Origin of the sequence: Aminobacter sp. UC22_36 (assembly GCF_044056035.1) — a bacterium.
GTDB lineage: Bacteria > Pseudomonadota > Alphaproteobacteria > Rhizobiales > Rhizobiaceae > Aminobacter.
The window spans coordinates 2,842,551-2,868,786 of record NZ_CP171996.1; the positions used below are offsets into that span (position 1 = coordinate 2,842,551).

General features: G+C 62.5%; 20 protein-coding genes, 1 tRNA gene and 2 pseudogenes. 15 read left to right on the plus strand and 8 right to left on the minus strand.

Annotated features, from left to right (window positions below; all coding sequences use genetic code 11):
* Positions 1-50 precede the first annotated feature (50 nt).
* The 5 genes from ACHMW7_RS17295 to ACHMW7_RS17315 are packed head-to-tail and all read left to right on the plus strand — an operon-like array spanning position 51 to position 5,471.
* Complete coding sequence (locus tag ACHMW7_RS17295; protein ID WP_395446835.1) at positions 51-1,463, plus strand: circularly permuted type 2 ATP-grasp protein; 1,413 nt, start codon at positions 51-53, stop codon at positions 1,461-1,463.
* Positions 1,464-1,482: 19 nt separating this feature from the next.
* On the plus strand, positions 1,483-2,424 hold the full coding sequence (locus tag ACHMW7_RS17300; protein ID WP_395446836.1) for an alpha-E domain-containing protein: 942 nt from the start codon (positions 1,483-1,485) through the stop codon (positions 2,422-2,424).
* 12 nt (positions 2,425-2,436) lie between these two features.
* A complete protein-coding gene (locus ACHMW7_RS17305; protein WP_395446837.1) occupies positions 2,437-3,231 on the plus strand; it encodes a transglutaminase domain-containing protein in 795 nt (264 codons plus the stop codon).
* Positions 3,232-3,264: 33 nt separating this feature from the next.
* Entirely contained in the window at positions 3,265-3,996 is a 732-nt protein-coding gene (locus ACHMW7_RS17310) for a peptidase (protein WP_395446838.1), read from the plus strand.
* A 50-nt stretch (positions 3,997-4,046) separates the two neighbouring features.
* On the plus strand, positions 4,047-5,471 hold the full coding sequence (locus ACHMW7_RS17315; protein ID WP_395446839.1) for a pyridoxal phosphate-dependent decarboxylase family protein: 1,425 nt from the start codon (positions 4,047-4,049) through the stop codon (positions 5,469-5,471).
* Positions 5,472-5,543: 72 nt separating this feature from the next.
* On the opposite strand, the gene ACHMW7_RS17320 is transcribed toward ACHMW7_RS17315, so the two are convergent.
* Positions 5,544-6,200 (minus strand): TerC family protein, encoded by a 657-nt coding sequence (locus ACHMW7_RS17320; RefSeq protein ID WP_395446840.1) that lies wholly within the window; start codon positions 6,198-6,200, stop codon positions 5,544-5,546.
* 357 nt (positions 6,201-6,557) lie between these two features.
* Between ACHMW7_RS17320 and ACHMW7_RS17325 the strand changes: the two are divergent.
* Positions 6,558-7,335, plus strand: a pseudogene (locus ACHMW7_RS17325) (DeoR/GlpR family DNA-binding transcription regulator).
* A 31-nt stretch (positions 7,336-7,366) separates the two neighbouring features.
* Here ACHMW7_RS17325 and ACHMW7_RS17330 read toward each other — a convergent pair.
* Both ACHMW7_RS17330 and ACHMW7_RS17335 read right to left on the minus strand, forming a co-directional pair.
* The gene (locus ACHMW7_RS17330; protein WP_395446841.1) at positions 7,367-7,873 is read right to left on the minus strand and encodes a BA14K family protein; all 507 of its coding nucleotides are present in this window, start codon (positions 7,871-7,873) and stop codon (positions 7,367-7,369) included.
* 127 nt (positions 7,874-8,000) lie between these two features.
* Positions 8,001-8,076 (minus strand) — tRNA-Lys (locus ACHMW7_RS17335).
* A gap of 236 nt (positions 8,077-8,312) precedes the next feature.
* Between ACHMW7_RS17335 and ACHMW7_RS17340 the strand changes: the two genes are divergently transcribed.
* The 5 genes from ACHMW7_RS17340 (at position 8,313) to ACHMW7_RS17360 (ending at position 13,853) form a co-directional block, all read left to right on the plus strand.
* Entirely contained in the window at positions 8,313-8,645 is a 333-nt protein-coding gene (locus ACHMW7_RS17340) for a hypothetical protein (RefSeq protein WP_395451348.1), read from the plus strand.
* A 185-nt stretch (positions 8,646-8,830) separates the two neighbouring features.
* Complete coding sequence (locus ACHMW7_RS17345; protein ID WP_395446842.1) at positions 8,831-9,577, plus strand: cytochrome c biogenesis CcdA family protein; 747 nt, start codon at positions 8,831-8,833, stop codon at positions 9,575-9,577.
* A 100-nt stretch (positions 9,578-9,677) separates the two neighbouring features.
* On the plus strand, positions 9,678-11,045 hold the full coding sequence (glmU, locus tag ACHMW7_RS17350; RefSeq protein WP_395446843.1) for a bifunctional UDP-N-acetylglucosamine diphosphorylase/glucosamine-1-phosphate N-acetyltransferase GlmU: 1,368 nt from the start codon (positions 9,678-9,680) through the stop codon (positions 11,043-11,045).
* A 145-nt stretch (positions 11,046-11,190) separates the two neighbouring features.
* Positions 11,191-13,014 (plus strand): glutamine--fructose-6-phosphate transaminase (isomerizing), encoded by a 1,824-nt coding sequence (glmS, locus tag ACHMW7_RS17355; protein ID WP_395446844.1) that lies wholly within the window; start codon positions 11,191-11,193, stop codon positions 13,012-13,014.
* Between the two features lie 83 nt (positions 13,015-13,097).
* On the plus strand, positions 13,098-13,853 hold the full coding sequence (locus tag ACHMW7_RS17360; protein ID WP_395446845.1) for a DUF502 domain-containing protein: 756 nt from the start codon (positions 13,098-13,100) through the stop codon (positions 13,851-13,853).
* Here ACHMW7_RS17360 and recG read toward each other — a convergent pair.
* Positions 13,805-15,913 (minus strand): ATP-dependent DNA helicase RecG, encoded by a 2,109-nt coding sequence (recG, locus tag ACHMW7_RS17365; protein ID WP_395446846.1) that lies wholly within the window; start codon positions 15,911-15,913, stop codon positions 13,805-13,807. The two genes, ACHMW7_RS17360 and recG, sit on opposite strands and share 49 nt — an antisense overlap.
* Before the next feature lie 92 nt (positions 15,914-16,005).
* On the opposite strand from recG, the gene ACHMW7_RS17370 reads away from it, so the two are divergent.
* Together ACHMW7_RS17370 and mfd are read left to right on the plus strand one after the other, a co-directional pair.
* Entirely contained in the window at positions 16,006-16,293 is a 288-nt protein-coding gene (locus ACHMW7_RS17370) for a succinate dehydrogenase assembly factor 2 (RefSeq protein ID WP_395446847.1), read from the plus strand.
* Between the two features lie 8 nt (positions 16,294-16,301).
* Positions 16,302-19,802, plus strand: coding sequence for a transcription-repair coupling factor (gene mfd / locus ACHMW7_RS17375; protein WP_395446848.1), 3,501 nt, complete (start codon positions 16,302-16,304; stop codon positions 19,800-19,802).
* Between the two features lie 151 nt (positions 19,803-19,953).
* On the opposite strand, the gene ACHMW7_RS17380 is transcribed toward mfd, so the two are convergent.
* Together ACHMW7_RS17380 and ACHMW7_RS17385 are read right to left on the minus strand one after the other, a co-directional pair.
* On the minus strand, positions 19,954-20,631 hold the full coding sequence (locus ACHMW7_RS17380; RefSeq protein WP_395446849.1) for a DsbA family oxidoreductase: 678 nt from the start codon (positions 20,629-20,631) through the stop codon (positions 19,954-19,956).
* A gap of 27 nt (positions 20,632-20,658) precedes the next feature.
* Positions 20,659-22,479, minus strand: coding sequence for an extracellular solute-binding protein (locus ACHMW7_RS17385; RefSeq protein ID WP_395446850.1), 1,821 nt, complete (start codon positions 22,477-22,479; stop codon positions 20,659-20,661).
* A 234-nt stretch (positions 22,480-22,713) separates the two neighbouring features.
* Between ACHMW7_RS17385 and ACHMW7_RS17390 the strand changes: the two genes are divergently transcribed.
* A complete protein-coding gene (locus tag ACHMW7_RS17390) occupies positions 22,714-23,340 on the plus strand; it encodes an invasion associated locus B family protein (protein ID WP_395451349.1) in 627 nt (208 codons plus the stop codon).
* 72 nt (positions 23,341-23,412) lie between these two features.
* On the opposite strand, the gene hspQ is transcribed toward ACHMW7_RS17390, so the two are convergent.
* The gene (gene hspQ / locus ACHMW7_RS17395; protein WP_184767712.1) at positions 23,413-23,736 is read right to left on the minus strand and encodes a heat shock protein HspQ; all 324 of its coding nucleotides are present in this window, start codon (positions 23,734-23,736) and stop codon (positions 23,413-23,415) included.
* A 270-nt stretch (positions 23,737-24,006) separates the two neighbouring features.
* On the opposite strand from hspQ, the gene ACHMW7_RS17400 reads away from it, so the two are divergent.
* Positions 24,007-24,969, plus strand: coding sequence for an AEC family transporter (locus tag ACHMW7_RS17400; RefSeq protein ID WP_395446851.1), 963 nt, complete (start codon positions 24,007-24,009; stop codon positions 24,967-24,969).
* 2 nt (positions 24,970-24,971) lie between these two features.
* Here ACHMW7_RS17400 and ACHMW7_RS17405 read toward each other — a convergent pair.
* A pseudogene (locus tag ACHMW7_RS17405) lies at positions 24,972-26,202 on the minus strand (UbiH/UbiF family hydroxylase).
* Positions 26,203-26,236: the final 34 nt, after the last annotated feature.

Below are 26,236 nucleotides of genomic sequence, written 5' to 3' on the forward strand. Positions count from 1 at the left end.
TTGATTTTCTCCCCCGAGGTCATTTCACTGGTGATGAGGGGAGTTCGCCATTGGTCGCGTTCGATGAAATGCTCCCGGCAGAAGCCGGACTGAGACGGCCTTATGAAGCCTATGACGGCTGGCTGAAGAACCAGGATCCTGCCCGCCTTACCGAAAAGATGCGCGATGCCGAACGGGTGTTCCGCAAGACCGGCATCACCTTCGCCGTCTATGGCGAGCAGGAAGCCTCCGAGCGGCTGATCCCATTCGACATCGTGCCCCGCATCATTTCGGGCAATGAGTGGCGCAGGCTGACGCAAGGCATCGAACAGCGCGTCCAGGCGCTCAACGCCTTCCTCGATGACATCTACCACCGCCAGGAAATCCTGCGCGCCGGGCGCGTGCCACGCGAGTTGATCGCCACCAACGAGGCCTTCCTGCCGGAGATGATCGGGGTGAGACCGCCTGCCGGCGTCTACACCCACATCATCGGCGTTGACATCGTGCGCATCGCTGAGAACGAGTTCTATGTACTCGAGGACAATGCGCGCACGCCTTCAGGCGTTTCCTACATGCTGGAGAACCGCGAGACGATGCTGCAGCTCTTCCCCGAGCTGTTCCAGCGCATCAAGGTGCATCCGGTCGAGAACTATCCGCAACTGCTCCGGCAGTCGCTGGCGGCGGTGCGGCCGAACGGGGTGAACGGCGCGCCGACGATCGCCGTGCTGACGCCCGGCAGCTTCAACTCGGCCTATTTCGAACACGCCTTCCTGGCCGACCAGATGGGGGTGCAGCTTGTCGAGGGGCAGGATTTGCGCGTGGTCGACGGCCACGTGGCGATGCGCACCACCGAGGGCTACAAGCAGATCGACGTGCTCTACCGTCGCGTCGACGATGCCTATCTCGATCCGCTGACCTTCAGGCCGGATTCGGCCCTTGGCGTGCCAGGTATCATGGATGTCTACCGCGCCGGCAACATCACCATCGCCAATGCGCCAGGCACTGGTATCGCCGACGACAAGGCGATCTATTCCTATATGCCGGAGATCATCGAGTTCTACACCGGCCGCAAGCCGATCCTCGGCAACATTCCGACATGGCGCTGCTCGGAGCCTGACAGCCTGAAATACGTGCAGGAGCACCTCGCCGAACTGGTGGTCAAGGAAGTGCACGGCTCGGGCGGTTACGGCATGCTGGTCGGACCGGCCGCGAGCAAGAAGGAACGCGAGGAGTTCTCCAAAAAGCTCGCTGCCAGACCGTCGAACTACATCGCCCAGCCGACGCTGTCGCTGTCGACCTGCCCGATCCTGACCGAAAAGGGCCTGGCGCCGCGCCATGTCGATTTGAGGCCGTTCGTGCTGGTCTCCGACCGCATCCGCATCGTGCCTGGCGGGCTGACACGCGTGGCTTTGAAAGAGGGCTCGCTGGTCGTCAACTCGTCGCAAGGCGGGGGAACGAAGGATACGTGGGTTTTGGATGACTAAAGGGGGACGCTGACACCTCATGCTTCTGGGACGCACAGCCAACGGCCTCTATTGGATGAACCGCTACATCGAGCGGACCGAGAACATGGCGAGGTTGATTGATGCCGGCTTGCGCATCGCACTAACCCGCAGCCAGGACGCCTCGGAAGAATGGAACTCGGTGCTGCTTTCGGCGGGGGCGGCGACTGCGTTTGCCGCCAAGCACAGCGACTATACGGCCGAGAATGTCGCCGATTTCCTTCTGCGCGACATGTCGAACCCGTCAAGCGCGGTTGCAGCGATCGAGACGGCGCGCAACAATGCCCGCATGGTGCGCACGGCTTTGACCCGGGAAACCTGGGAGAGCATTAACGAGGCGTGGATGTCGCTGAAGCGGGTGCTGGCAAGCCCGATCGACCAACGCGAACTGCCCGGCGTGCTCGACGCCATCAAGCGCGAGACAGCACTGATCCGCGGCTCGTTCTACGGCACCATGCTGCGCAACGAGATCTTCGATTTCGCCCAACTCGGCACCTATGTCGAGCGCGCCGACAACACCGCGCGCATCCTTGACGTCAAATATTACGTGCTGCTGCCGTCCGTCTCATGGGTCGGCTCGTCGCTGGACAACTACCAGTGGGAATCGATCCTACGTTCGGTGGCTGCGCACCGCTCCTATCGCTGGGTCTACGAGGCCGAATACAAACCGACGAACATCGCCGAATATCTGATCCTCAATGCGCGCATGCCGAGGTCGCTGTCGTTCAGCTACCGTTTTCTGGCCGAGCACCTGAAGTTTCTCGGCGAGGATTATGGTGCCCGCCATCCGGCTCAGGAGATCGCCGAACGGACCTATGCCAGGCTGCGCGGCACCGAGATCAAGGATATCTTCGAAACCGGGCTGCACGAATTCCTGGCCGACTTCATCAGGGACAACAACCGGCTGGGCGATCAGGTCGCCCAGGATTTCGGCTTCTATTGATCGGATAGCAAGATGCGGCTCAAGGTCACCCACCGCACCGAGTACAATTACGACGAGCCGATCCGCTACGGCCTGCAGCGGTTGCGGCTGTGGCCGGCCAGCGGCCCGGCGCAGACCATGCTGACCTGGGCGCTGCACATCGAGGGCGCGCGTGAGGAAGTGCGTTTCCTCGACCAGTTTGGCAATGACACGCGGTTACTGTCCATCGACGGCGAGCCCCACACGATCAGCGTGGTGGCCGAAGGCGAGGTAGAGACCAATGATACGGCAGGCGTGTCGGGGCCGCATCGTGGCTTTGCCCCGCTCTGGCTGTTCGAACACCAGACGCCGCTGACGGCACCTGGCGCGGCAATTCGCGATCTGGCGGCTGATATCGCTGCGGCTGGCGAGCTGGAGCGGCTGCACGCGCTGATGGCGCTGATCCAGCAACGCATAGCCTATGTCACCGGCACGACAGACTCCCGCACGACCGCCGAAGAAGCGCTGTTGAAGGGGACCGGCGTCTGCCAGGACCACTCGCATGTCTTTGCGGCTTGTGCCCGCCTGCTTGGATTTCCGGCGCGCTATGTCAGCGGCTACCTGATGATGAACGACACCATCGATCAGGTGGCAAGCCATGCCTGGGCGGAAGCCTATGTCAACGGCCTGGGCTGGGTCGGCTTCGATGCCGCTAACGGTATGTCGCCCGACGAGCGTTATGTGCGCGTGGCTGTCGGGCGCGACTACCGCGAAGCCATGCCGATTGCAGGCATTCTGATCGGCACGGCGCAGGAACGGCTTGCAGTCCACATCACGGTAGAGCAGTAATCCGGCATAAAAGCTTTCGCCGGACTGGAATCGATGACCTATTGCGTCGGCCTGAAAATTGATCGCGGCCTGGTGTTCATGTCGGACACCCGGACCAATGCCGGGGTCGACAACATCTCGACCTTTCGCAAGATGCGTATCTGGGAGCAACCAGGCGAGCGCGTCGTCGTGCTGATGTCGGCGGGCAATCTCGCCACCACGCAAGCGGTCGTCAGCCTGCTCGACGAGCGGACCAAGGCCGCCGCCGAGCGCGCGCCGACGCTGCTCGAAGCGCCTTCGATGTATCAGACAGCGCGGCTGGTCGGCGACACGGTCAAGGAAGTGATCGCCCAGTCGGCGCCGGCCGGACAGACGGCGGATGCGGCATTCAACGCCTCGTTCATTCTCGGCGGCCAGATCAAGGGCAGCGAACCCAGGCTGTTCATGATCTATCCGGAAGGCAATTTCGTCGAATGCAGCGACGACACGCCGTTCTTCCAGATCGGCGAGACGAAATACGGTAAGCCGATCATCGTGCGCGCCTATGACCGCAAGATGAGCTTTGCCGAAACGGTCAAGCTGCTTTTGGTGTCGTTCGATTCGACGCTGAAATCGAACCTGTCGGTCGGCCTGCCGCTCGACCTGGCATTTTACGAGAAAGACAGTTTCAAGATTGGACTGAAGAAGCGCATCGGCGCCGACGATCCCTATTACAGGAGCGTCTCGGAGGGCTGGTCCGATGCGCTCAAGACGGCGTTCCAGAGCCTGCCTGATTTCACCGAGTAGCGGATGCGTTGCCCGGTCCACGGGCCGATGGCAAGACCGGGGGAATAGCCATGGATAACAATGCGTTTCGCCACTGGTCGCTGAAGGCGGCCGAGTGGGGCGTCGACTACCGCGACGGTTTGCGCGACCGGCCGGTGCGGCCGAAGCTCGAACCCGGCCAGGTGCTGAACTCCATCGCGGCCAGCCCGCCTGAAGCCGCCGAGTCGATGGAGGCGATCTTCGCCGATTTCGAGGCCAAGATCGTGCCCGGCATGACGCATTGGCAGCATCCGCGCTTTTTTGCCTATTTCCCGGCCAATGCCGCGCCCGTGTCGGTGGTGGCGGAGTATCTTGTCAGCGCGATGGCGGCGCAATGCATGCTGTGGCAGACCTCGCCGGCGGCGACGGAACTTGAAACCCGCGTCGTCGACTGGATGCGCCAGGCGCTTGGGCTGCCTGACGGCTTCTCCGGAGTCATCCAGGATTCCGCGTCGTCGGCGACACTCGCAGCGGTGCTGACGATGCGCGAACGCGCGCTCGACTGGCAAGGCAACAAATCGGGGCTGTCGGGCGCTCCGCGGATCCGCGTCTATTGCTCGGAGCACGTGCACACTTCAATTGATCGCGCGATCTGGATCGCCGGTATCGGCGAGGAAAACCTCGTGCGCATTCCAACCGGCGGACGCTTTCGCGCCATGTCGGCTGCAGCACTGGAGGCGGCGATCGTCGAAGACCGCAGCCAAGGCTTTTTGCCAGCAGGAGTTATCGCTTGCGTCGGCGGCACCAGCATCGGTGGCACCGACGACATCGCTGCGGTCGTGGATATAACCGCCCGCCACGGCCTTTACTGCCATGTCGACGCGGCATGGGCCGGATCGGCGATGATCTGTCCGGAATTCAGGCACTTCTGGGCCGGGGTTGAGCGCGCCGATTCGATCGTCTTCAACCCGCATAAATGGCTCGGCGCGCAATTCGACTGTTCGATCCAGTTCATCCGCGATCCCGAAAGCCTGGTGCGGACGCTGGCGATCCGGCCGGAGTTTTTGAAGACGCATGGCCGCGACGGTATCACCAACTATTCCGAATGGTCGGTGCCGCTTGGCCGGCGTTTCAGGGCGCTGAAACTGTGGTTCCTGCTGCGCGCGCATGGCTTGCAAGGTCTGCGGACGATGATCCGCAATCATGTGTCGTGGAGCGGGAAACTGGCCGAACGGCTGAGGCGCGAGCCCGGTTTCGAGATCACCAGCGAGCCGATGCTGTCGCTGTTTTCGTTCCGCCATGTGCCCATGGGGTTGAGCGATCTCGATCAGCACAATCTGGCGCTCGCCGAGGCGATCAATCGTGATGGGCGGATTTATCTGACCCAGACGCGGGTCGACGGCCGCACCGTGATCCGTTTCCAGGCCGGGCAGTTCGAGGCGACCGAGGCCGATGTCGACAAGGCCTTCGAGGTCATCGTCGAGATCGCCCGGGCTGTAGGATCGCCACCGGCCTGAGAGGCTGGGGCCGACAAAAAAACCGGCCGGAACATGCCGTTCCGGCCGGTTTTTGTTCGTTCAAGCGACGCGTTACGTGCCCTGGATGTAAGGCAGCACCTCGATCGTGCCGCGATAGATCATCTCGCCGGCGACATAGAGGATGATGACCAGGCCGACATAGGCAATCCAGCGGTACTTCTGCAGCAGATTGGCAATGAAGCTTGCGGCAATGCCCATCAAGGCGATCGAAAGCACGAGGCCGAAGATCAGCACGTTCGGGTGGTCGCGCGCCGCACCGGCAACCGCCAGCACGTTATCCAGCGACATCGACACGTCGGCGATGAGGATCTGCCAGGCGGCCTGGGCAAACGTCTTGCGTGGTGCGGTGCCGGCGACCTTGCCGTCGCGGTCGATATCCGCGCCGGTCAGGGCCTCGACGCCCTGGGTCTCTTCTGCGTGGCTGTGCCTGAGTTCGCGCCACATCTTCCAGCAGACCCACAGCAACAGCACGCCGCCAGCAAGCAGCAACCCGACGATCTGCAGAAGCTGTGTCGTTGCTGCGGCAAAGCCGATCCGGAGAACAGTCGCGGCGATGATGCCGACGACGATCGCCTTGGTGCGCTGGTCCTTGGGAAGGCCCGCCGCAGCGAGACCGATAACGATGGCATTGTCGCCGGCCAGCACCAGATCGATCATGATGACCTGGAACAGGGCGGTTAAGGCTTCGGGAGTAAAGAATTCTGTCATATGGCACCCTTTGTTTCAGCAAGGGCGACATGGCTTGCAGGCGTGACCTGCCGCACAGGGATTGCTCCGAGTGGGCGCGAGTCAAGAACTGCCGGAGATAAGGAACATCAAAGCCAGGCCGCCGGATTGGAACTCCAGTCCGACATCGCAGCCATTGTGACTGCCAGAGGGGCCCGGCCTGGGTGGCAGCTTCGTAGTCGATCGTTGCCGTAATTTCAAGTTCGAATGAGCGCTACCGCACATCCGGCGAGCGCCAGGGACTGGACACCTAGCGCTTCGATGTGACTTTCGAAGCGCCTTTTCACTGCTTTCGTTTTCGCCTATCGTTGGTCAAAACGAAATTCGGGGAATGCCCAGATGTATCTGTCGCCGCGCCAATCTGAAATCATCCAGCTCGCCAAGGACAATGGGCGGGTGCTGGTCGACGATCTGGCGACGCATTTTCAGGTCACGCCGCAGACGAATTCGTAAGGATCTCAACGACCTGTGCGATCAGCGCCTGCTCAGCCGCATCCATGGCGGCGCGCTGTTTCCCTCGGGCATCGAGAACCTCGAATATGAGGCGCGACGCAAGATCGCCGCCGATGAGAAGGACGCGATTGGCCAGGCCGCGGCGCGGATCATTCCCGACAACGCGTCGCTGTTCGTCAATATCGGCACCACGACCGAGGCCGTCGGCAAGGCACTGCTCGACCACAAGGGGCTGATGGTGATCACCAACAACATCAATGTTGCCAACAGGATGCGGGTGTATCCTGATATGGAGGTGGTGATTGCCGGCGGTGTGGTGCGCGGTTCGGACGGCGGCATCGTCGGCGAAGCGGCCGTCGATTTTATCCGCCAGTTCAAGGTCGATTACGCGGTGATCGGCGCATCGGCGATCGACCATGACGGTGCGCTGCTTGATTTCGATTTTCGCGAGGTCAAGGTGGCGCAGGCGATCATCGCCAATGCGCGCCATGTCATCCTGGTGTCGGACCAGACCAAGTTCGAGCGCACCGCACCCGTGCGCATCGCGCATCTGTCGCAGATGGACACCTTCATCACCGACCATTGCGATATTCCGAGTATCCGCAAGATCTGCGCGGAATCGGATGTTCAGCTCGTCGAAACGAAAAGACCCGCGCCTTTGTGAGCGCGGGTCCGATCCTGCCGAACGCCACCCCTTAATAGGGCGAATAGCACTGCTGGCGCGGCCCGTTGTAGGGCTGGAACGTGTTGTCGGATGCACGATAGGAGCGGTAGCGGTCGTAGCACCACTGAACGTGCGAATTGCCATAGCGGCTCGGCTGGACATAACGCGGCTGTGGCTGGTTGGCCAGGGCGCCGCCGATGATCGCGCCGGCAATGAAGGCGCCTGCCGGGAACCAGAAGTCATTGTGGCGGCGATAGCCCGGGCGGTAGTCACGGTAGCCGCGATGGCCGTTGAAATAGACGGCGTCGCCACGGTCGCGGTAGAAGCCGCTGCGCGGCGCGCGGAAATGGCTGGCGCTGTCGCTGCTCATGATGCGACGCTTCTTCCAGTAGCCGTCATACTGGATCTGCTGGACCGCCGTATCGGCCTGCGGTGCCTTGGGCATGTAGGTTGGTGCCGCCGCGGCCTCGGCGACAGGCATCATCGCAAACGATGCCGCGATGGCCGTCGCCATCAAGCTTGAGATTACCTTGTTCATTGTCTTCTCCTCGTAGGACGGGTCGTTCCTTCACGGGCATAACGACGCGAAGCGCCAAATGTTCCTGAAGCCGGAACAGGTGTCGTGCGGCAATGCAAGTTTGACAATGATATTGGCCAAGATTTGGTGGTGAGCGCGCAGGGATTCGAACCCTGGACCTACTGATTAAAAGTCAGTTGCTCTACCGGCTGAGCTACGCGCTCCCGAAGGCCGCGCGGCGACCTCGAAATTCCGGCGGAACATAGGGAGAGTGCCCCTGCGGGTCAACCGGAAAAACGCTCTTGCAAACAGCCTGTTAAATACCGGTCGCCGGACGGCGGCGATGCGCATCCGGATGGCGTAATATTACCGGGCGGTGATATTGCTGGCGTCATGGCCTACTGCTAGACAATGGTGCCCAATATCGGGCCGCCATCGTTTTGGAAATTGATAAATGCGTATGCTTTTGAAACTCGCCTTTGCTTCCGTTGTCGCAGCTTCCGTTCTTCCCGCCGTTGCCCAGGCAGAAGACCTTGTCTTTACGCTGAAGAACGGCACGACCTCGGTGCTGACGAATTTTTATGCCTCACCGGTCGGTGTCGACAAGTGGGAAGACGACATTTTCGGCCGTGATACGCTGGGCGCGGGCGAAAGCATGCAGATCACCATCGCCGACGGCCGCAGCGTCTGCGAATACGACATGCGCTTCGAGTTCGAGGAATCCTCTGATCTCGACACCACCGAAGACAAGCAGAACCTCTGCGAACTCGGCGAATACACCATTCACGAATAAGAACCGGCCACGAATAAGAACCGGTCACGAATAAGAACCGGTCACGAATGGTCGCTACGGGCAACGCGGCTGACGAGAACTTGTTCGGGCCGGCAGCAACCGGCCCGGCTGCCACAAAATGGTGATTGGTACCTGAATGCCGCCGCCGCTATAGCGGCGCCTGTATAGCAGTGGAGCGGCACTAAATGGCATTGGACGTCGGTTATCTCAGCGCCTTGGGGGCAGGAGCCCTGTCTTTCCTGTCGCCTTGCGTGCTGCCGCTGGTGCCACCCTATCTCTGCTACATGGCCGGCGTGTCGGTCGACGATTTCAGGGCCGAGGGCGGGGCGGCCACCGTTTCCAGGGCCCGCGGCGCGCTGCTGACCGCGTCGGCCTGTTTTGTGCTTGGCTTTTCCACCGTCTTTATAGCGCTCGGTGCCGGTGCTTCGACCATCGGCCAGCTGCTGCGCACATGGCAGGAGCCGCTGGCGATGGCCGCCGGTGTGCTGATCATCCTGATGGGGCTCAATTTTCTCGGCGTCCTGCGCATTCCGCTCTTGTCGCGCGAGGCGCGGTTCCAGTCGCAGGGCAAGCCGGCAAGCAATCTCGCCGCCTATCTGATGGGCCTGGCCTTCGCTTTTGGCTGGACACCGTGCATCGGACCGGTGCTGGGTCCGATCCTGACTTTGGCCGGCGGGCGTGAGACTGTGGGCGAGGGTGCCGCCCTGCTCGCGGTTTATTCGCTCGGGCTCGGCATTCCGTTCCTGATCGCCGCGCTGTTTTCGGGCGCCTTCATGCGCTTCCTGCAGAAGTTCCGTGTGCACCTGGGCAAGGTCGAAAAGGCCATCGGTGCGCTTCTGGTGGTGGCCGGCGTGCTGTTTTTGACCGGCGGCGTGCAGACCGCTTCCTACTGGCTGCTGGAGCGCTTCCCAGTACTGGGGCAACTCGGCTAGCTCCAACAGACGGCCCGATTCCGTGTGCATTGGAGGTGATTGCCAGCAATGCTAGAAAGGTGGCCGATTCCAGCCGCCTTCTTCCAATCCGGACAACGTCATGACCTCGAGAACCTGCCTGTCGATCATCCTTGCCGCCGGCGAAGGCACGCGCATGAAAAGCAGCAAAGCCAAGGTGCTGCACCAGATCGCCGGCTTGGCGATGGTGGCGCATGTCGCCAGGGCAGCCGAGCAGGCGGGCGCGGACGCCATCGCGCTGGTGGTCGGACATGGCGGCGACGAGGTCAGGAAGGCAGCGGAAGGTTTTGCGCCAAAGGCCGACATATTCGTCCAGAGCGAACGCCTCGGCACCGCACACGCGGTGCTGGCGGCGCGCAGCGCGATCGCACACGGCTTCGACGACATTTTGGTGATGTTCGGCGACACCCCGCTGGTCGAGGCCGATTCGCTGGCTTTGGCACGGGCGAAGCTTGCCGAAGGTGCTGCCGTCGTCGTCATCGGCTTTCGGCCGCCTAATCCGGCAGGCTACGGCCGGTTGATCGAAAAGGCCGGCAAGCTGGTGGCGATTCGCGAAGACAAGGATTGCAGCGACGAAGAGCGCAAGATCGGCTTCTGCAATGCCGGCCTGATGGCGATCTCCGGTGCGCACGCGCTCAAGCTGCTTGACCAGGTCGGCAATGCCAATGCCAAGGGCGAATTTTACCTCACCGACATCGTCGAGATCGCCGACAAGGCGGGACTGACTGTCGTTGCCACCGAGGCGAGCTTCGAAAGCGTGCTCGGTATCAACAACCGCGCCGAACTGGCCGAAGCCGAGGCGATCTGGCAGAGGCGCCGCCGCCGCCAGGCGATGCTGGAAGGTGCGACGCTGATTGCACCCGAGACCGTCTATTTCTCCCACGACACCAGGATCGGTGCGGACGTGCTGGTCGAGCCGAGTGTCTGGTTCGGACCTGGGGTCAAGGTTGCCGATGGCGCGACAATCCATGCGTTCAGCCACCTTGAGGGTGCTGATGTCGGGCCACGCGCCGAAGTCGGGCCGTATGCGCGACTGCGTCCGGGCGCCGAACTGCACGAAAAGGCCAAGGTCGGCAATTTCTGCGAGGTCAAGAAAGCGACGGTCGAGAGGGGCGCCAAGGTCAACCACCTGACCTATATCGGCGACGCACGGATCGGCGCGGGCGCCAACATTGGTGCCGGCACAGTCACCTGCAACTATGACGGCTATTCCAAGTTCTTCACCGACATCGGCGAGGGCGCCTTTGTCGGCTCGAACTCGTCGCTGGTCGCCCCGATCGTCATCGGTGCCGGCGCCTATGTTGCCTCGGGCAGCGTCATCACCGAAGAAGTGCCCGAAGACGCGCTCGCATTCGGCCGGGCGCGCCAGAAGACGCTGCCGGGCAAGGGCAAGGAATTGCGCGAACGCTTTGCTTCGGCGGCGGCAGCGAAGAAGGCCGGCGCAAAGTAACCGCATTTCAATCCGGGCGTGCCATTGTGGCCTCACCTGACGGACGGGATGGCTGATACGTTGCGAAACGGAATGTGACTTCCGCTTGATCGTTACGCTGCCTAAAAGGCCGACAGGGTTTTGAGGGATTGGACGGGGCAAGATCATGTGCGGAATTGTCGGAATCGTCGGCCAGGCGCCGGTTGCACCGCTGATCGTCGATGCGTTGAAGCGGCTTGAATATCGCGGCTACGATTCCGCCGGTGTCGCCACCATCGAGAATGGCGAACTGGCGCGCCGCCGTGCCGAGGGAAAGCTGATCAATCTCGAGCGCCGGCTCAAGGAAGAGCCGCTCGACGGCAATATCGGCATCGGCCACACCCGCTGGGCAACCCATGGCGTGCCCAACGAGACCAACGCGCACCCGCATTTTTCCAACGGCGTGGCGATCGTCCACAACGGCATCATCGAGAATTTTGCCGAGCTTCGTCATGAACTTACGGCCGACGGCTACGAATTCACCTCGCAGACCGACACCGAGGTGGTGGCGCATCTGATCGCGCGCGAACTGGCCGGTGGGGCAAAGCCCATCGATGCGGCTCATGCGGCGCTGAAGCGGCTCAATGGCGCCTTTGCGCTCGCCATCATGTTCAAGGGCGACGAGGACCTGATCGTTGGCGCCCGCAACGGTCCGCCGCTGGCTATCGGCCATGGTGAGGGCGAGATGTTCCTGGGCTCGGATGCCATTGCACTGGCACCGTTCACCAATTCCGTCACCTATCTCGAGGATGGCGACTGGGCGGTTGTGCGCCGCAACGAATTCCAGATCTACGACATGGATCGCAAGCCGGTGGAGCGCCAGAGGCGCCAGTCGGTCGGCACCAGCTATCTCGTCGACAAGGGCAATCACCGCCACTTCATGGAAAAGGAAATCCATGAGCAGCCGGAAGTGATCTCGCACACGCTTGCGCATTATCTCGATTTCACCCAAGGCACGTCAAAGCCGCTCGACCTGCCGTTCAATTTCGCCGACATCGACCGCCTCGCGGTTTCCGCCTGCGGCACGGCCTATCTCGCCGGGCTGGTCGGCAAATACTGGTTTGAGCGCCATGCGCGGTTGCCGGTCGACATCGATGTCGCCTCGGAATTCCGCTACCGCGAGATGCCGATCTCGAAGAAGAGTGCGGCGTTCTTCGTGTCGCAGTCGGGCGAAACCGCCGATACGCTGGCGTCGCTGCGCTACTGCCGTAGGGAAGGCGTGCCGATCGGTGCCATCGTCAATGTGCGCGAATCGACGATGGCGCGCGAATCCGACGTCGTGATGCCGACGCTTGCCGGTCCCGAGATCGGAGTCGCCTCGACCAAGGCATTCACTTGCCAGCTTTCGGTGCTGGCGGCGTTGACCATCCGGGCGGCCTCGCAACGCGGCACCATTACGGCGGACGAGGAAAAGGCCCTGGTGCGCAGCCTTTCGGAGACGCCGCGCTATGCAGCCCAGGTGCTCAAGCTCGACAAGCAGATCGAGAAGGTTTCGCGCGAACTGGCTTCGTACAAGCACGTGCTTTACCTCGGACGTGACACCAATTTCCCGCTCGCCATGGAAGGCGCGCTGAAGCTCAAGGAAATCTCCTACATCCATGCCGAAGGTTATGCCGCAGGCGAGCTGAAGCACGGCCCGATCGCGCTGATCGACGAGAACATGCCGGTTATCGTCATTGCGCCGCATGACCGCATCTTCGAAAAGACCGTGTCGAACATGCAGGAAGTGGCGGCGCGCGGCGGCAAGATCATCCTGATCACCGACCAGAAAGGCGCGGCGCAGGCGACGGTGAAGACGATGGAGACCATCGTTTTGCCCGACGTTCCGGAATTCATCGCGCCGATCATCTACGCCCTGCCGATCCAGATGCTGGCCTATTTCACCGCGGTGTTCATGGGCACTGACGTTGACCAGCCGCGCAACCTGGCGAAATCGGTGACGGTGGAGTAGGGCGAAGCACCCTACGAAGATCGCTGTTTCAAAGCGCGGTGCGCTTGACTAATGTTGCACTGCAAACAATGCGGCGGTGAGCGATGTCGGACGGCCACAAGACCTCGGCGATGACGCGGTTGAGGAACTATTTCCTCACCGGCTTCATCGTCTGCGCGCCGCTGGCTCTGACCAGCTACATCGTCTGGTCGTTTGTTGGCTGGGTCGATTCCTGGGTGAAGCCCTATATCCCGCCGAGCTATAACCCGGACAACTATCTCTCGATCAAGATCCCCGGCTTCGGGCTGATCGTGGCGCTGGTGCTGATCACGCTGATCGGCTTTCTCACAGCCAATTTCATCGGCCGTGCCATTGTCGGTTTTGGCGAGCGGCTGCTGAATGGCATGCCACTGGTGCGTGGCCTCTACAAGGCATTGAAGCAGTTGTTCGAGACGGTGCTGTCGAACAAGAACGAGATGTTCCGCACCGTTGGCATGGTCGAATACCCGCGCAAGGGCGTGTGGTCGCTGGTCTTCGTCGCCAATGAGAAGCAGACCGAGATCAACGAGAAGCTCGACAAGGAAGGCGATCCGCTGATTGCCGTGTTCATGCCGTGCACGCCCAACCCGACGACCGGCTTTTTGATGTATGTGCCGAAATCCGAGATCGTCGTGCTCGACATGAGCATCGAGGATGGGGCCAAGCTGATCGTCTCGGCCGGTCTGGTGGCGCCCGAGGTCAAGAGCAAGGCTGCGGCGAAGGGCATTGTCGTCGAGGGGCCGATCGGCAATCCGCCGGTCGGCACCCTGCCTCAACCGGCTCTCAGCAAGCGCACCGCCTCGTCCCTGCCGAACACATAAAGCAGCAGCCGCAGCGCTTCGCCGCGCGGTGACACGAGATCGGGATCGCGGTTGAGAACCAGGCGAGCGTCATCGCGGGCGATTTCCAGCAGATCGGCATGTGCCTCGATGCGGGCTACCTGGAAGCCCGGCGTGCCAGACTGGCGCGTGCCGAGCAGTTCGCCTTCGCCGCGTAGTTTCAGGTCTTCTTCGGCGATGAGAAAACCGTCCTCGGTGTCGCGCATCACTGACAGGCGGCGCTTGGCAGTTTCGCCGAGCGGATCCTTGTAGAGCAGGACGCAGGACGACGGCTTCGACCCACGGCCGACACGGCCGCGCAGTTGATGCAACTGGGCGAGGCCGAAACGCTCGGCATGTTCGATGACCATGATGGTGGCGTCCGGCACGTCGACGCCAACCTCGATGACGGTCGTGGCGATCAGCACGCGCGTTTCGCCGGCCTTGAACGCGCGCATCGCCTCGTCCTTGTCAGCGCCCTTCATGCGGCCATGGACGAGGCCGATGCGGTCACCGAAGACTGGTTGCAGCGAGGCGAAGCGATCCTCCGCCGACATCAGCTTGATCTCTTCTGATTCCTCGACCAGCGGGCAGATCCAGTAGATCTTCTGGCCCTCGGCGACGGCATCCCTGATCCGGCCGACGAGTTCGTCGATGCGCTCCAATGGCAAGGTGACTGTGCGGATCGGCTGGCGTCCGGCGGGTTTTTCGGTGAGGCGCGACACATCCATGTCGCCGAAAGCGGTGAGCACCAGGGTGCGCGGGATGGGCGTCGCCGTCATTACCAGCATGTCGGGCGCCTGACCTTTGGCGTTCATGGCCAGGCGCTGGTGCACGCCGAAACGGTGCTGCTCGTCGATGACGGCCAGCGCCATGTCGCGGAAGATGACGGTTTCCTGGAACAGCGCGTGCGTGCCGATGACGATATCGATCTCGCCGCTCTCAAGCCCGGCCAGGGTCTGGGCGCGTTCGCGGCCCTTTTCGCGACCGGTCAGCACGGCAACACTCATGCCGACGCGCTCGGCCAGCGGCGCGATGGTGGCGAGGTGCTGGCGGGCGAGGATTTCGGTCGGCGCCATCAGAGCTGCCTGGCCGCCGGCTTCGACGGCCCGGGCCATGGCAAGCAGCGCGACAACCGTCTTGCCGGAGCCGACATCGCCTTGAAGCAGGCGCAACATGCGTTCCGGCTTGGCGAGGTCGGCGTCGATTTCTTCAAGCGCTGTCTGCTGCGAGCCGGTCAGCTGGTAAGGCAAGGCCGCGCGGAGTGCATTGACGATGCGGCCGTCGCCGGTCAACGGGCGTCCGTGCAGCTTGCGCACCCGGGCCCGGACCAGAGCCAGCGAGACCTGGCCGGCAAGCAGTTCGTCGTAGGCCAGCCGGCGCCATGCCGCGTTCTCGGGCGAAGCGTCGATCGGGTCGGCAGGGTTGTGGACGCGCTGCAATGCTGCGGCGAAGGTGGGGAAACTTTGCCGGCGCATGATTTCGGCATCAAGCCATTCTGGCAAAGCCGGCAGCCGCTCCAGCGATTGGCCAATGGTGCGGCGCAGCACCTTGCCCGACAAGCCGGCGGTGAGCGGATAAACCGGCTCGACCAGTGGTAGCTTGTCGGCCTCGCTGGCGAGCGCGATGTGATCGGGATGGACCATCGACGGGCGGCCGTTGAACCATTCCATGCGGCCTGAGACGATGACCTTTTCGCCTTCGGGCATCGCCTTTTCGAGATAGGCGGCGTGGGCATGGAAGAAGGTCAGCGTGATCTCGCCGGTGTCGTCATGGGCAAAAACACGGTAGGGCGCGGAGCGGTTGCCGCGCGGCGCCGGCTGGTGGCGGTCGATGCGCACATCGAGCGTGACGATGGCGCCTTCGGCAGCGAGCGCGATGCCGGGACGATGGCGCCGGTCAATCACGCTGTTGGGCAAAACGAACAACAGGTCGCCGACGCGTGCCGCCCGGTCACCCAGATCGGCCGGCACGACCTTCTCGATCAGCACGGCGACTTTCGGTCCGATGCCGGCAAGCGAGGTGATGGGGGAGAACAGGGGATCAAGCAGGGATGGGCGCATGATGTCAGCTTATGCGCTGGAGTTGCCGGGGCAAAGGCTGACAGGGGCGGCTATCCACGCTATATGCGCCCCGACATCAGAGGATTGCTGAAATGACCGGATCGACACGCTCGAGCGAAGGGCTTGATACACGCAGGCGCAAGCTGCTGTTCCGTTCATGGCATCGCGGCATGCGCGAGATGGACCTGATCCTTGGCAGTTTCGCCGATGCCAATATCGACAAGCTCAGCGATGAAGAACTCGACCACTACGAGGTGCTGCTCGACATCACCGACAGGGAACTGCTGTCGTGGATCATCGGCGAGCACCCGGTACCCGCGGCGGTCGACCATGACGTCTATCGCCAGATCGTGGCATCGCGCGGCGCATTCACAGCCTGAGTGAAATCATGAGCCTGATCAAACCAATCGGCCTGCCCAAAGGTCGCGCCGGACAGTTCATCGTCGATGGCGTCGCCGATGGCTACGAGGCCTTCGCGCTGGCGACCGCGGCCGCCGAGATGGCACCCGACAAGCCGCTGCTGTTTGTCGCGCGTGATGGTCAGCGGCTGCCGCAGATCGTCGAAGCGCTGGCGTTTGTCGCACCCGAACTGCCGGTTCTCGAACTGCCGGCCTGGGACTGTTTGCCTTACGACCGCGTCTCGCCGGGCTCAGATGCGGCGGCACGCAGGCTCGACGCGCTTGCGGCGATGATCGCGCTGCGCAAGGAGCCGCACAGGGCGATCGTTTTGACGACCGCCAACGCGCTGCTGCAGCGCGTGCCTCCGTCAGCCGCCATCGAAGCCCAGGAATTCCGCGCCAAGCCAGGCAACCAGGTCGAGATGAACCGGCTTGTCGCGCGGCTCGAGCGCGCCGGCTTCGAGCGCGTGCCGACAGTGCGCGGCGTCGGCGAGTTCGCCGTGCGTGGCGGTATCCTCGACCTTTATGCGCCGGGCGCCACAGACGCGCTTAGGCTCGACTTCTTCGGCGACACGCTTGAGACGATCCGCGCCTTCGACGTCGCCAGCCAGCGTACCACCGGCAGCCGCAATTCGGTGACGCTTCAGGCCATGAGCGAAGTGGCGCTGACGCCGGAGACGATCAGCAAGTTCCGCCGCAGCTACATCGACGCCTTTGGCGCGCCATCGCGCGACGATGCGCTTTATGCCGCGGTCAGCGAGGGCCGGCGATTTGCCGGCATGGAGCACTGGCTGCCGTTCTACTATTCGCATCTCGAAACGATGTTCGACTATCTGCCCGACGCGCCGGTGGTGTTCGACCATCTGGCGCGCGAGGCGCTGGGCGAGCGCCATACGCTGATCCTCGATCACTACGATTCCCGACGCAAGCAGGGTGAAGGCAAAGGCCTGAAGGACGCGGTGCCTTACAAGCCGGTAGCGCCGGAACAGATGTATCTTTCGCCGGACGAGGTGACTTCGGCGCTCGCCGACCAGCCCAATGCTGAACTTACGCCCTTCGACACGCCCTTTTCGAGCGGGCGCAAGGTGCTGCATGCCGGCTCGCATGCCGGCCGCAGCTTTGCCGAGGAACGCGCTGACCCCAACGCCAATGTCTTCGACGTGGTGGCAAGGCACATCGCCGACCAGCGTGCCGCCAAGCGGCGCGTTGTCGTTGCCGGCTGGACTGAGGGTTCGCTCGACCGGCTGACGCAGATCCTCGACGAGCACCATCTCGGCAATCTCAAACGCGTGACGAACCTTGCCGACGTCGAAGCGCTGAAGCCGGGCGAGGCGGGTCTTGCGGTGCTGCCGATCGAGGCCGGCTTCGAGTCGGGCGATCTGGTTTTCGTTGCCGAGCAGGACATTCTGGGCGACCGGCTGATCCGGCGCTCGAAGAAGCGCAAGCGCGCCGCCGATTTCATCGCCGAAGCCTCGGCGCTGTCATCAGGCGATATTGTCGTGCATGCTGACCACGGCATCGGCCGCTTTGTCGGCCTCAAGACCATCGAGGCGGCAGGCGCACCGCATGACTGCCTCGAGATTCACTATGCCTCCGACGGACGGCTGTTTCTGCCGGTCGAAAACATCGAGCTTCTGTCGCGCTACGGCTCGGATTCGGCTGAAGCCCAGCTCGACAAGCTCGGCGGTGGCGCCTGGCAGTCGCGCAAGGCCAAGCTCAAGCGGCGTCTGCTCGAAATGGCGGGGCAACTGATCAAGCTCGCCGCCGAACGGCACATGCGCGAGGCGCCGGCGATGAACCCGCCGGATGGCGTCTATGGCGAGTTTGCCGCGCGCTTCCCCTATGAGGAAACCGAAGACCAGCAGAGCGCCATCGATTCCGTCATGGAGGACCTCGGCGCCGGCAAGCCGATGGACCGTCTGATCTGCGGCGACGTCGGCTTCGGCAAGACGGAAGTGGCGCTGCGCGCCGCCTTCATCGCGGCCATGGAAGGTTTCCAGGTCGCGGTGGTGGTCCCGACGACGCTGTTGTCGCGCCAGCATTTCAAGACGTTCACGCAGCGCTTCGCCGGCCTGCCGATCAAGGTGCGGCAGGCCTCGCGGCTGGTTGGCACCAAGGAACTGGCAGAGACCAAGCAGGGCATTGCCGACGGCACCGTCGACATCGTCGTTGGCACACATGCGTTGCTCGGCTCGTCGATCCAGTTCAAGAACCTTGGTCTGCTGATTATCGACGAGGAACAGCATTTCGGCGTCAAGCACAAGGAACGGCTCAAGGAGCTGAAGAGCGACGTGCACGTGCTGACGCTGTCGGCAACGCCGATCCCGCGCACGTTGCAACTGGCGCTAACGGGGGTGCGCGAGTTGTCGCTGATCGCCACGCCGCCGGTCGACCGAATGGCGGTGCGCAGCTTCATTTCGCCCTTCGATCCGCTGGTCATCCGCGAGACGCTGTTGCGCGAACGCTATCGCGGCGGCCACAGTTTCTATGTCGTGCCGCGCATCGCCGATCTCGCCGAGATCCAACAGTTCCTGCAGGAATCGGTGCCTGAGCTGAAGGTCGCGGTGGCGCATGGTCAGATGCCGGCGGGCGAGCTCGACGACATCATGAACGCCTTCTACGACGGCCAATATGACGTGCTGCTGTCGACGACGATCGTCGAATCCGGTCTCGACATTCCGACCGCCAACACTCTGATTGTGCATCGCGCCGACATGTTCGGCCTGGCGCAGCTCTACCAGCTGCGCGGGCGCGTCGGTCGTTCCAAGGTGCGCGCCTACGCGCTGTTCACGCTGCCGGCCAACCGGACGTTGACCACCACCGCCGACAGGCGGCTCAAGGTGCTTCAATCGCTGGACACGCTGGGCGCGGGTTTCCAGCTCGCCAGCCACGACCTCGACATTCGCGGCGCCGGCAACCTGCTCGGCGAGGAGCAGTCGGGCCATATCAAGGAAGTCGGCTTCGAACTCTACCAGCAGATGCTGGAAGAGGCGGTGGCCGAACTGCGCGGCAGCGGCGAAGCGATCGACACCGGCTGGTCGCCGCTGATCGCGGTCGGCACGGCAGTGATGATCCCGGAAGCCTATGTGCCGGACCTGCAACTCCGCCTGGCGCTCTATCGACGGCTCGGCGACCTCGAGAATACCGAGGAAATCGACGGCTTCGGCGCCGAGCTCATCGACCGCTTCGGGCCGCTGCCGGAAGAGGTCAAGCACCTGCTCAAGATCGTCTTCATCAAGGCGCTGTGCCGCAAGGCCAATGTCGAGAAGCTCGATGCCGGGCCAAAGGGCGTCGTGGTGCAGTTCCGCAAGCGCGAATTCGCCAATCCGGCCGGACTGGTGCGCTATATTGCCGAGCAGGGCTCGCTGGCCAAGATCAGGCCCGACCACAGCGTGGTGTTCGCGCGCGACTGGCCGAATCCGGAGAAGCGGTTGGCCGGTTCGGCCGTCATCATGACACAGTTGGCCAAGCTCGCCGAACAAGCGGCCTGACACGAAATCCCTCACCACCACTACAGCGCCGCGCGTCCAACAGGACGCGCAAAGGACGCTGTAGTACTTTGAATCTCTGTGCATGTTCCTTTCCGATTATCGGGGGCATGCACTGGGCGATGAGGGATGGGTATTTTCTGCGATCAGAAGATCAGTTGAGCGTCGGCGCGCCAGCGGCCTTTTCGGTTGCGACCTGACGGATGGCGTCGGCCAGAGTCGCCGCATCCTGGGCGCCCATGACCGCATATTTGCCGTCGAGCAGGAAGCACGGCACACCGGTGATTCCCATGCGCGAGGCGGTGACGATTTCGTTGGTGACGTCGTCGCGATCGGCGTCGGTGGCCAGCAATGACTCGACCACCGCCGCATCCATGCCAGCCGCGCGCGCCGCTTCGACCAGCACGGCGCGGTCGCCGATGTTCTTGCCTTGCTCGAAATAGAGGCTGAACAGCGAACGTGCGAGCTTGTCTTGCACACCCGCACCCGACGCTGCCGCCCAGCGGATGAGGCGGTGGGCGTCGAGCGTGTTGGGCGCAACCGTGATGGCGTCGAAATCGAACGCGATGCCTTCGACGGCGCCGAGCGAAACCAGATTGGCATGGACCTGCTTCAGCCGGTTCTCATCGCTGAATTTCGCCAGCATGTAGGCCTTGCGTTCCTTGCCCTCGGGCGGGATCGTCGGGTCGAGTTGAAACGGCCGCCAATGCACCTCGGCCTTGATGTCGGGCAGGCTGGCGAGCGCGTTCTCGAGGCGCTTCATGCCAAGAAAGCACCATGGGCAGACGACGTCAGAGACGACGTCGATGGTGAGATGGTTCTGTTCGGTCATAGAAAAGTCCTTGGAAATACGGAGCGATTAACCGCCCTGGCTCCACCAGACCGGCAATTGATAGCCAAATATGGGTGTTTTTTCCGGATGTTTTAGTCTTTTGGCAAATGCGATCCACTGCTCGGAGTTGTGCTGCATCGGCACCATGTAGTTGCCGGAGATCAACAGGCGGTCGAGCGCGCGCACGGCGGCGACGAAATCATCCTTTTCGCGCGCCTTGAGCATGGCATCGATCATCGCATCGATAGCCGGGTTGGCGACGCCGGCAAGATTGAACGAGCCCGGCTTTTGGGCCGAGGCGGAGCCCCAGCGGCCTATCTGTTCGATGCCCGGCGACAAGGTGCCAGTGAAGCCGGTCACGCCGATCAGGGCGTCGAATTCGAAGGCCTGCTTGCGTGACTGGATCTGGTCGGCCTCGAGCGCGCGAATGGTGAGCGCGATGCCGAGCTTTTCCAAAGTGCGCTGGTAGATGGCGGCAAGGCGCTGCTCGGCCTCGGACGACGTCAGCATCTCGAATGCGAAAGGCTTTCCTTCGGCGTCGAGCATCTTACCGCCCTGCAAGGTGTAACCGGCACTCTTGAACAGCTCGAAGGCCGCCTTCATCACCTTGCGGTCCTGCCCCGAGCCGTCGGTAACCGGCGGGCGATAGGTGCCGTCCATGATGTCGGGGCGCACGGCATCGGGGAAGGGCGCCAGCAGCGCCTTTTCCTTGTCATTGGCGGGCACGCCATAGGCTGACAGTTCCGATCCCTGCCAGTAACTGACGGTACGCTCATACTTGCCGCTGAACAGGTTCCGGTTGGCCCACTCAAAGTCATAGAGCATGCCGAGCGCCTGGCGGATGACCGGGTTGGCGAATTTCGGCAGACGGGTGTTGAACATGAAGCCGGTGACGACGGGCGGCAGGCCGCTCTTGAAGGTCTCGGCGACGATGTCGCCGTTCTTGAAGGCCGGGAAATCGAAGCCGCGTTCGCGCTTGACCGGATCGGCCTCGGTGAAGGTGTCGCAGATACCCTTCTTGAACGCCTCGAACTGGGCAGCGGCGTTGAGGAAATACTCGATGGTGATCTGGTCGTAATTGTCGAAGCCGCGCTTCGAGGGGATGTCACGCGCCCAATATTCGGGGTTGCGCTTGAAGACGATACGTTCGCCCGGCTTCACCTCGGCGACCGTATAAGGACCGCTGCCGACGAGCGGCTTGAGCGTGGTCTGGTCGAACGTATCCATCGAGAAGGCGTGCTTGGGTACGATCGGCGTCAGCCCGATGATCAGCGGGAATTCGCGGTCGGCCTTGTCGTTGAAGGTGAAACGGACACTGTGGTCGCCGGTCTTTTCGATCTTTTCGATCTTGGCCATGCGGTCGGAGTAGGGTGGCCGGCCCTTTTCGGTGAAGACTTCATAGGTGAAGATCACATCGTCGGGCGTGATGTCCTGGCCGTCCGACCATTTGGCATTGGGGTCGAGGTTGAACTCGATCCACTTGCGCTCCGGGTCGATGTCGACCGACTTGGCGGTCAGGCCGTAGATACTGAAGGCTTCGTCGGCGCTGCGCTGCATCAGCGATTCGAAGACAAGATTGCCGTAGATCGTGTCGATCATGCCGCGCGCGGTGGTGCGCAGGCTCTTGATGATGAACGGATTGAGATTGTCGAAGCTGCCAATCACGCAATAGGTGATCTTGCCGCCTTTTGGAGCGTCGGGATTGGCGTAGGGAAAGCTCTTGAAATCGGCCGGCAGAGCGGGCGTGCCGTGCATGGAAAGGCCATGAACAGGCTCTGCCAGAGCCGTACGCGGCGCGAGAAAAGCGATGGCGGCGGTGGCAACCAGCAGCGAAAGAGTGCGTCTCACGACGATTCTCCACGAATTCGGGGAAGCTTTGATGATTCGAAGCGTAGCGCACGCGCATGTGGCCCGTCCATTGCCGGCTCAAGGCACAAGAAATGCGCGGAAACAGGCTGGATTCACAGGCCGCAGCAGTGTAACACGCGCGGCGAAGTCATGCTGTTGCCTCATTTGCCCAACAGGTAGCGTCGACACACGGCTTGGGCCGGTTCCGGGATTGTTTGAGAGGAATTCATGAAGATGACGAGCCAGAAATTCGACGGTCTCCGCCTGTCGGCCTTGGCGGCTGGCGTTGCCGGTCTGCTGGCGTCGGGCCTTTCGCCTGCGGCTGCGCAGCAGCAGCAGGTCCCGCAGGGCTGGTTCAAGGCCTGTTCCAAGCAGGCTGACGTCGACATCTGCAACGTGCAGAACATCCTGACTGCTTCCAACGGCCAACTGGTCACCGGCATCTCGATGATCGAGCTCAAGGGCAAGGTCAATCGCAAGGTGTTCCAGGTCACCGTGCCGAGCGGCCGTCTCATTCCTCCGGGCATCGGCCTGCAGGTCGACGGCGCCAAGGCACAGAAGCTGGAGTACGTGATCTGCTTCCCGGATCGTTGCGTCGCCGAGATCGCCCTGACCGACGCGCTCGTCGGTTCGTTCAAGAAGGGCACCGATCTCACCTTGACCTCGATCAACTTTCAGAATCAGCCGAACCCGATCAAGGTTTCGCTGTCGGGCTTCACCGGCGCCTTTGACGGCGAGCCGCTGAAGCAGTCGGATCTGGAAGACCGCCAGAAAAAGCTCCAGGAGTTCGTCTCGAAGAACAACGAGGACTTCGCCAAGAAGCTCAAGGAAGAGCAGGACAAGGCCAAGACGGCCAACTGATCGACCTGACGAAAAACGAACGAAAAAGCGGGGCTTCGGCCCCGCTTTTTGTTTGAAATCAAGTGGTTGAGTTTAGTGGCTGCTGCGCGCCTTGGGTGCGTAGTGGCCGTCCGCGGTCTTGTCGAAATATTCGCCTACTTGCGGATGCCGGACCGGCTCGCCCGAGCTGTCCTCGAGCAGGTTCTGCTCCGAGACGTAGGCGACGTATTCGGTCTCCGAATTCTCCGCCAGCAGGTGATAGAAGGGCTGGTCGCGCCTGGGGCGTACGGCGGCAGGGATTGCGTCGTACCATTCTTCAGTATTGGCGAATTCGGGGTCGACATCGAAGATCACGCCCCGGAACGGGAAGACACGGTGGCGTACCACCTGTCCGATCGAGAACTTTGCTGTCTTCATGCGGATCACCTGACGCCGCGCATGATCCGCCGAATCACACACGCTTTCAATCGCTTAGGGCACAATTGGGGTCGAAGAGGCTCTCCGGTTCCAGTGATCGTGCCATTCCAACTCCCTATTTGGCGCAGCAAGGCAGCCATTTCAATGGCATAGCTGCTTGACTGCCGGTCGAGCCGCACGATACCGGCTGGTTGAAATGCTCCACCGCGCGACCGTTGCCGTTTGGCGAGGGACGCGTCTTTTCCAGTCCTGCCACGCGGGAAAGTGCCCATGTCTGACGTGATCGGTCTGGTCCTGCCGTTCTTCGGGCTGATCTTCATGGGCTTTGTTGTCGCCCGGATCACCAGGCAACCGCTGGAAGCGCTTGGCTGGATGACGACCTTCATCGTCTATGTCGCGCTGCCGGCGCTGTTTTTTCAGCTGCTGGCCAAGACGCCATTCGAGCGCTTGACCGAATGGGGCTACATATCAGGCGCGGTGTTCTCCACTTTCGTCATCTTCGCGCTGATGTTCACGGCGTCCTACATCAGGGGGCGTGGCGAGATCGCCGAATCGACGATCAAGGGTCTGGCATCAGCCTATGGCAACATCGGCTATATGGGCCCAGGCTTGGCGCTGCTCGCCTTCGGCGAAGAGGCCGCCGTGCCGGTGGCGCTGATCTTCTGCTTTGAAAACATCATGCATTTCACCATTGCACCGATGATGATGGCGTTGGCCGGCGACGAGCCGCGTTCGCCGGGGAGCGTTGCCGTCGACGTGGTCAAGAAGATCGCCTTTCACCCGTTCATCATCGCCACCGCCGTCGGTGTGCTGGCGGCCTATGTCGAGTTCCGGCCGCCGCTGCCGGTCGAGCGGTTCCTCGAATACCTGTCGCGCGCGGCAGCCCCTTGCGCGCTGTTTGCCATGGGCGTGACCCTGGCCTTGCGCCCGCTTAAGCGCGTGCCGCATGAGATGGTGCCGATCGCGCTGCTCAAACTGATCGTGCATCCGCTGCTGTGCTACGTCGTACTGAGCTGGATCGGCAATTTCTCGCCGGTATGGCTGTTCTCGGCGATGCTGCTGGCAGCCCTGCCGACGGCGACCAATGTGTTTGTCATCGCCCAGCAATATGGCGTGTGGGTCGAGCGCGCATCGGCCAGCGTGCTGGTCACCACCTGCGTTTCGGTGCTGACGGTGACCGGGCTGCTGTACATGATCCAGCATGGCATCCTGCCGCCGGATCTCTTCCCATAGGCTCAGTCGGCAGAGGTGTCGCGCGGATAGCGTGGCGAACGCAGGCCGGAGGCGATCGACGAAAAGCCGCTGCCGGGCCGCAGGCCCTCCCGCATGAAGAAAGCGCGGAGCGGCGAGAAGCCGCCAAGGACATTGAGCCCGGCGCTGCGGGCCAGTTGGGCCGGCAGCATGTCGGACAAAAGCGACCTATTGAGCAGGTTGACCGCGCTGGTGCGGGCGAGAATGTCGGGGCGGCGCGCAGAATCATAGGCGGCAAGGGCTGCCGGCGCACCTGCATCGTCTGCGTGTTTCGACGCGATTTCAACGAGTTGATCGACATCCCTGATGCCGAGATTGAGCCCTTGGGCGCCGATCGGCGGAAACACGTGTGCGGCTTCGCCAACAAGGGCGACGCGGTTTTGGGCAAAACGCTGGGGTAGCGACGTCGACAGCGGGTAGATCTGCCGGCCGCCTTCAACCGTGACGCGGCCGAGCATCGACTGCATCTGGTGCTCGACACGCAGCGACAAGGCCGCGTCATCGAGAGCGGCGAACTCCCTGGCGGTCTCGGGCCGGAGAACCCAGACGAGGCTGGAGCGGCGGCCCGGCAGCGGCACCTGGGTGAAGGGGCCGGTCTCGGTATGGAACTCGGTCGAGGTGAAGGCGTGGTCGCGGCTGTGGGCGAAATTCAGCACCAATGCCGCCTGTGGCAGCGTGTGTGCTGACGCCGAGATGCCGGCAGCCTGGCGCGCCGGTGAGTTCCGGCCGTCGGCGGCCACAGCCAATGGCGCTTCGGCGATCGACCCGTCGGACAGTGTGGCGATGGCCTGGCCGGGTTCGATGGACCAGTTATCGACCATCGCGCGGCGCCATTCGATGCCGGCATGCGTCTCTACCGCCTTTTCAAGCACCGCGTTGAAGAACTCGATTCTGAAAGTTGAGGCCGAAATGGTCCTCGCCGATTTCGCCAGCGCGAAAGGTGACGATGGGGCTGCGGATCAGCCGTGACGTACCGTCGATGATGCGCATCACCTTGAGCGGCGCTGCGTCAGGTCCAAGCTGATCGAGCACGCCGAGCCTGGCCAGGAATTTCAATGCCGGCACCATCAACGCCGTGGTGCGGCCGTCATCGCCGCGCGCCGGAGGTCCGGCAAGCACGACGCCAAAACCGGCCTCGGCGAAGGCGAGGGCGGAAATCAACCCTACCGGCCCCGTACCAGCCACCAGAATGCGGTTTGTCGTGTCGACGCTCATTGGCCGCCGTCCATGCTGTTGCGGTGCCAACTGC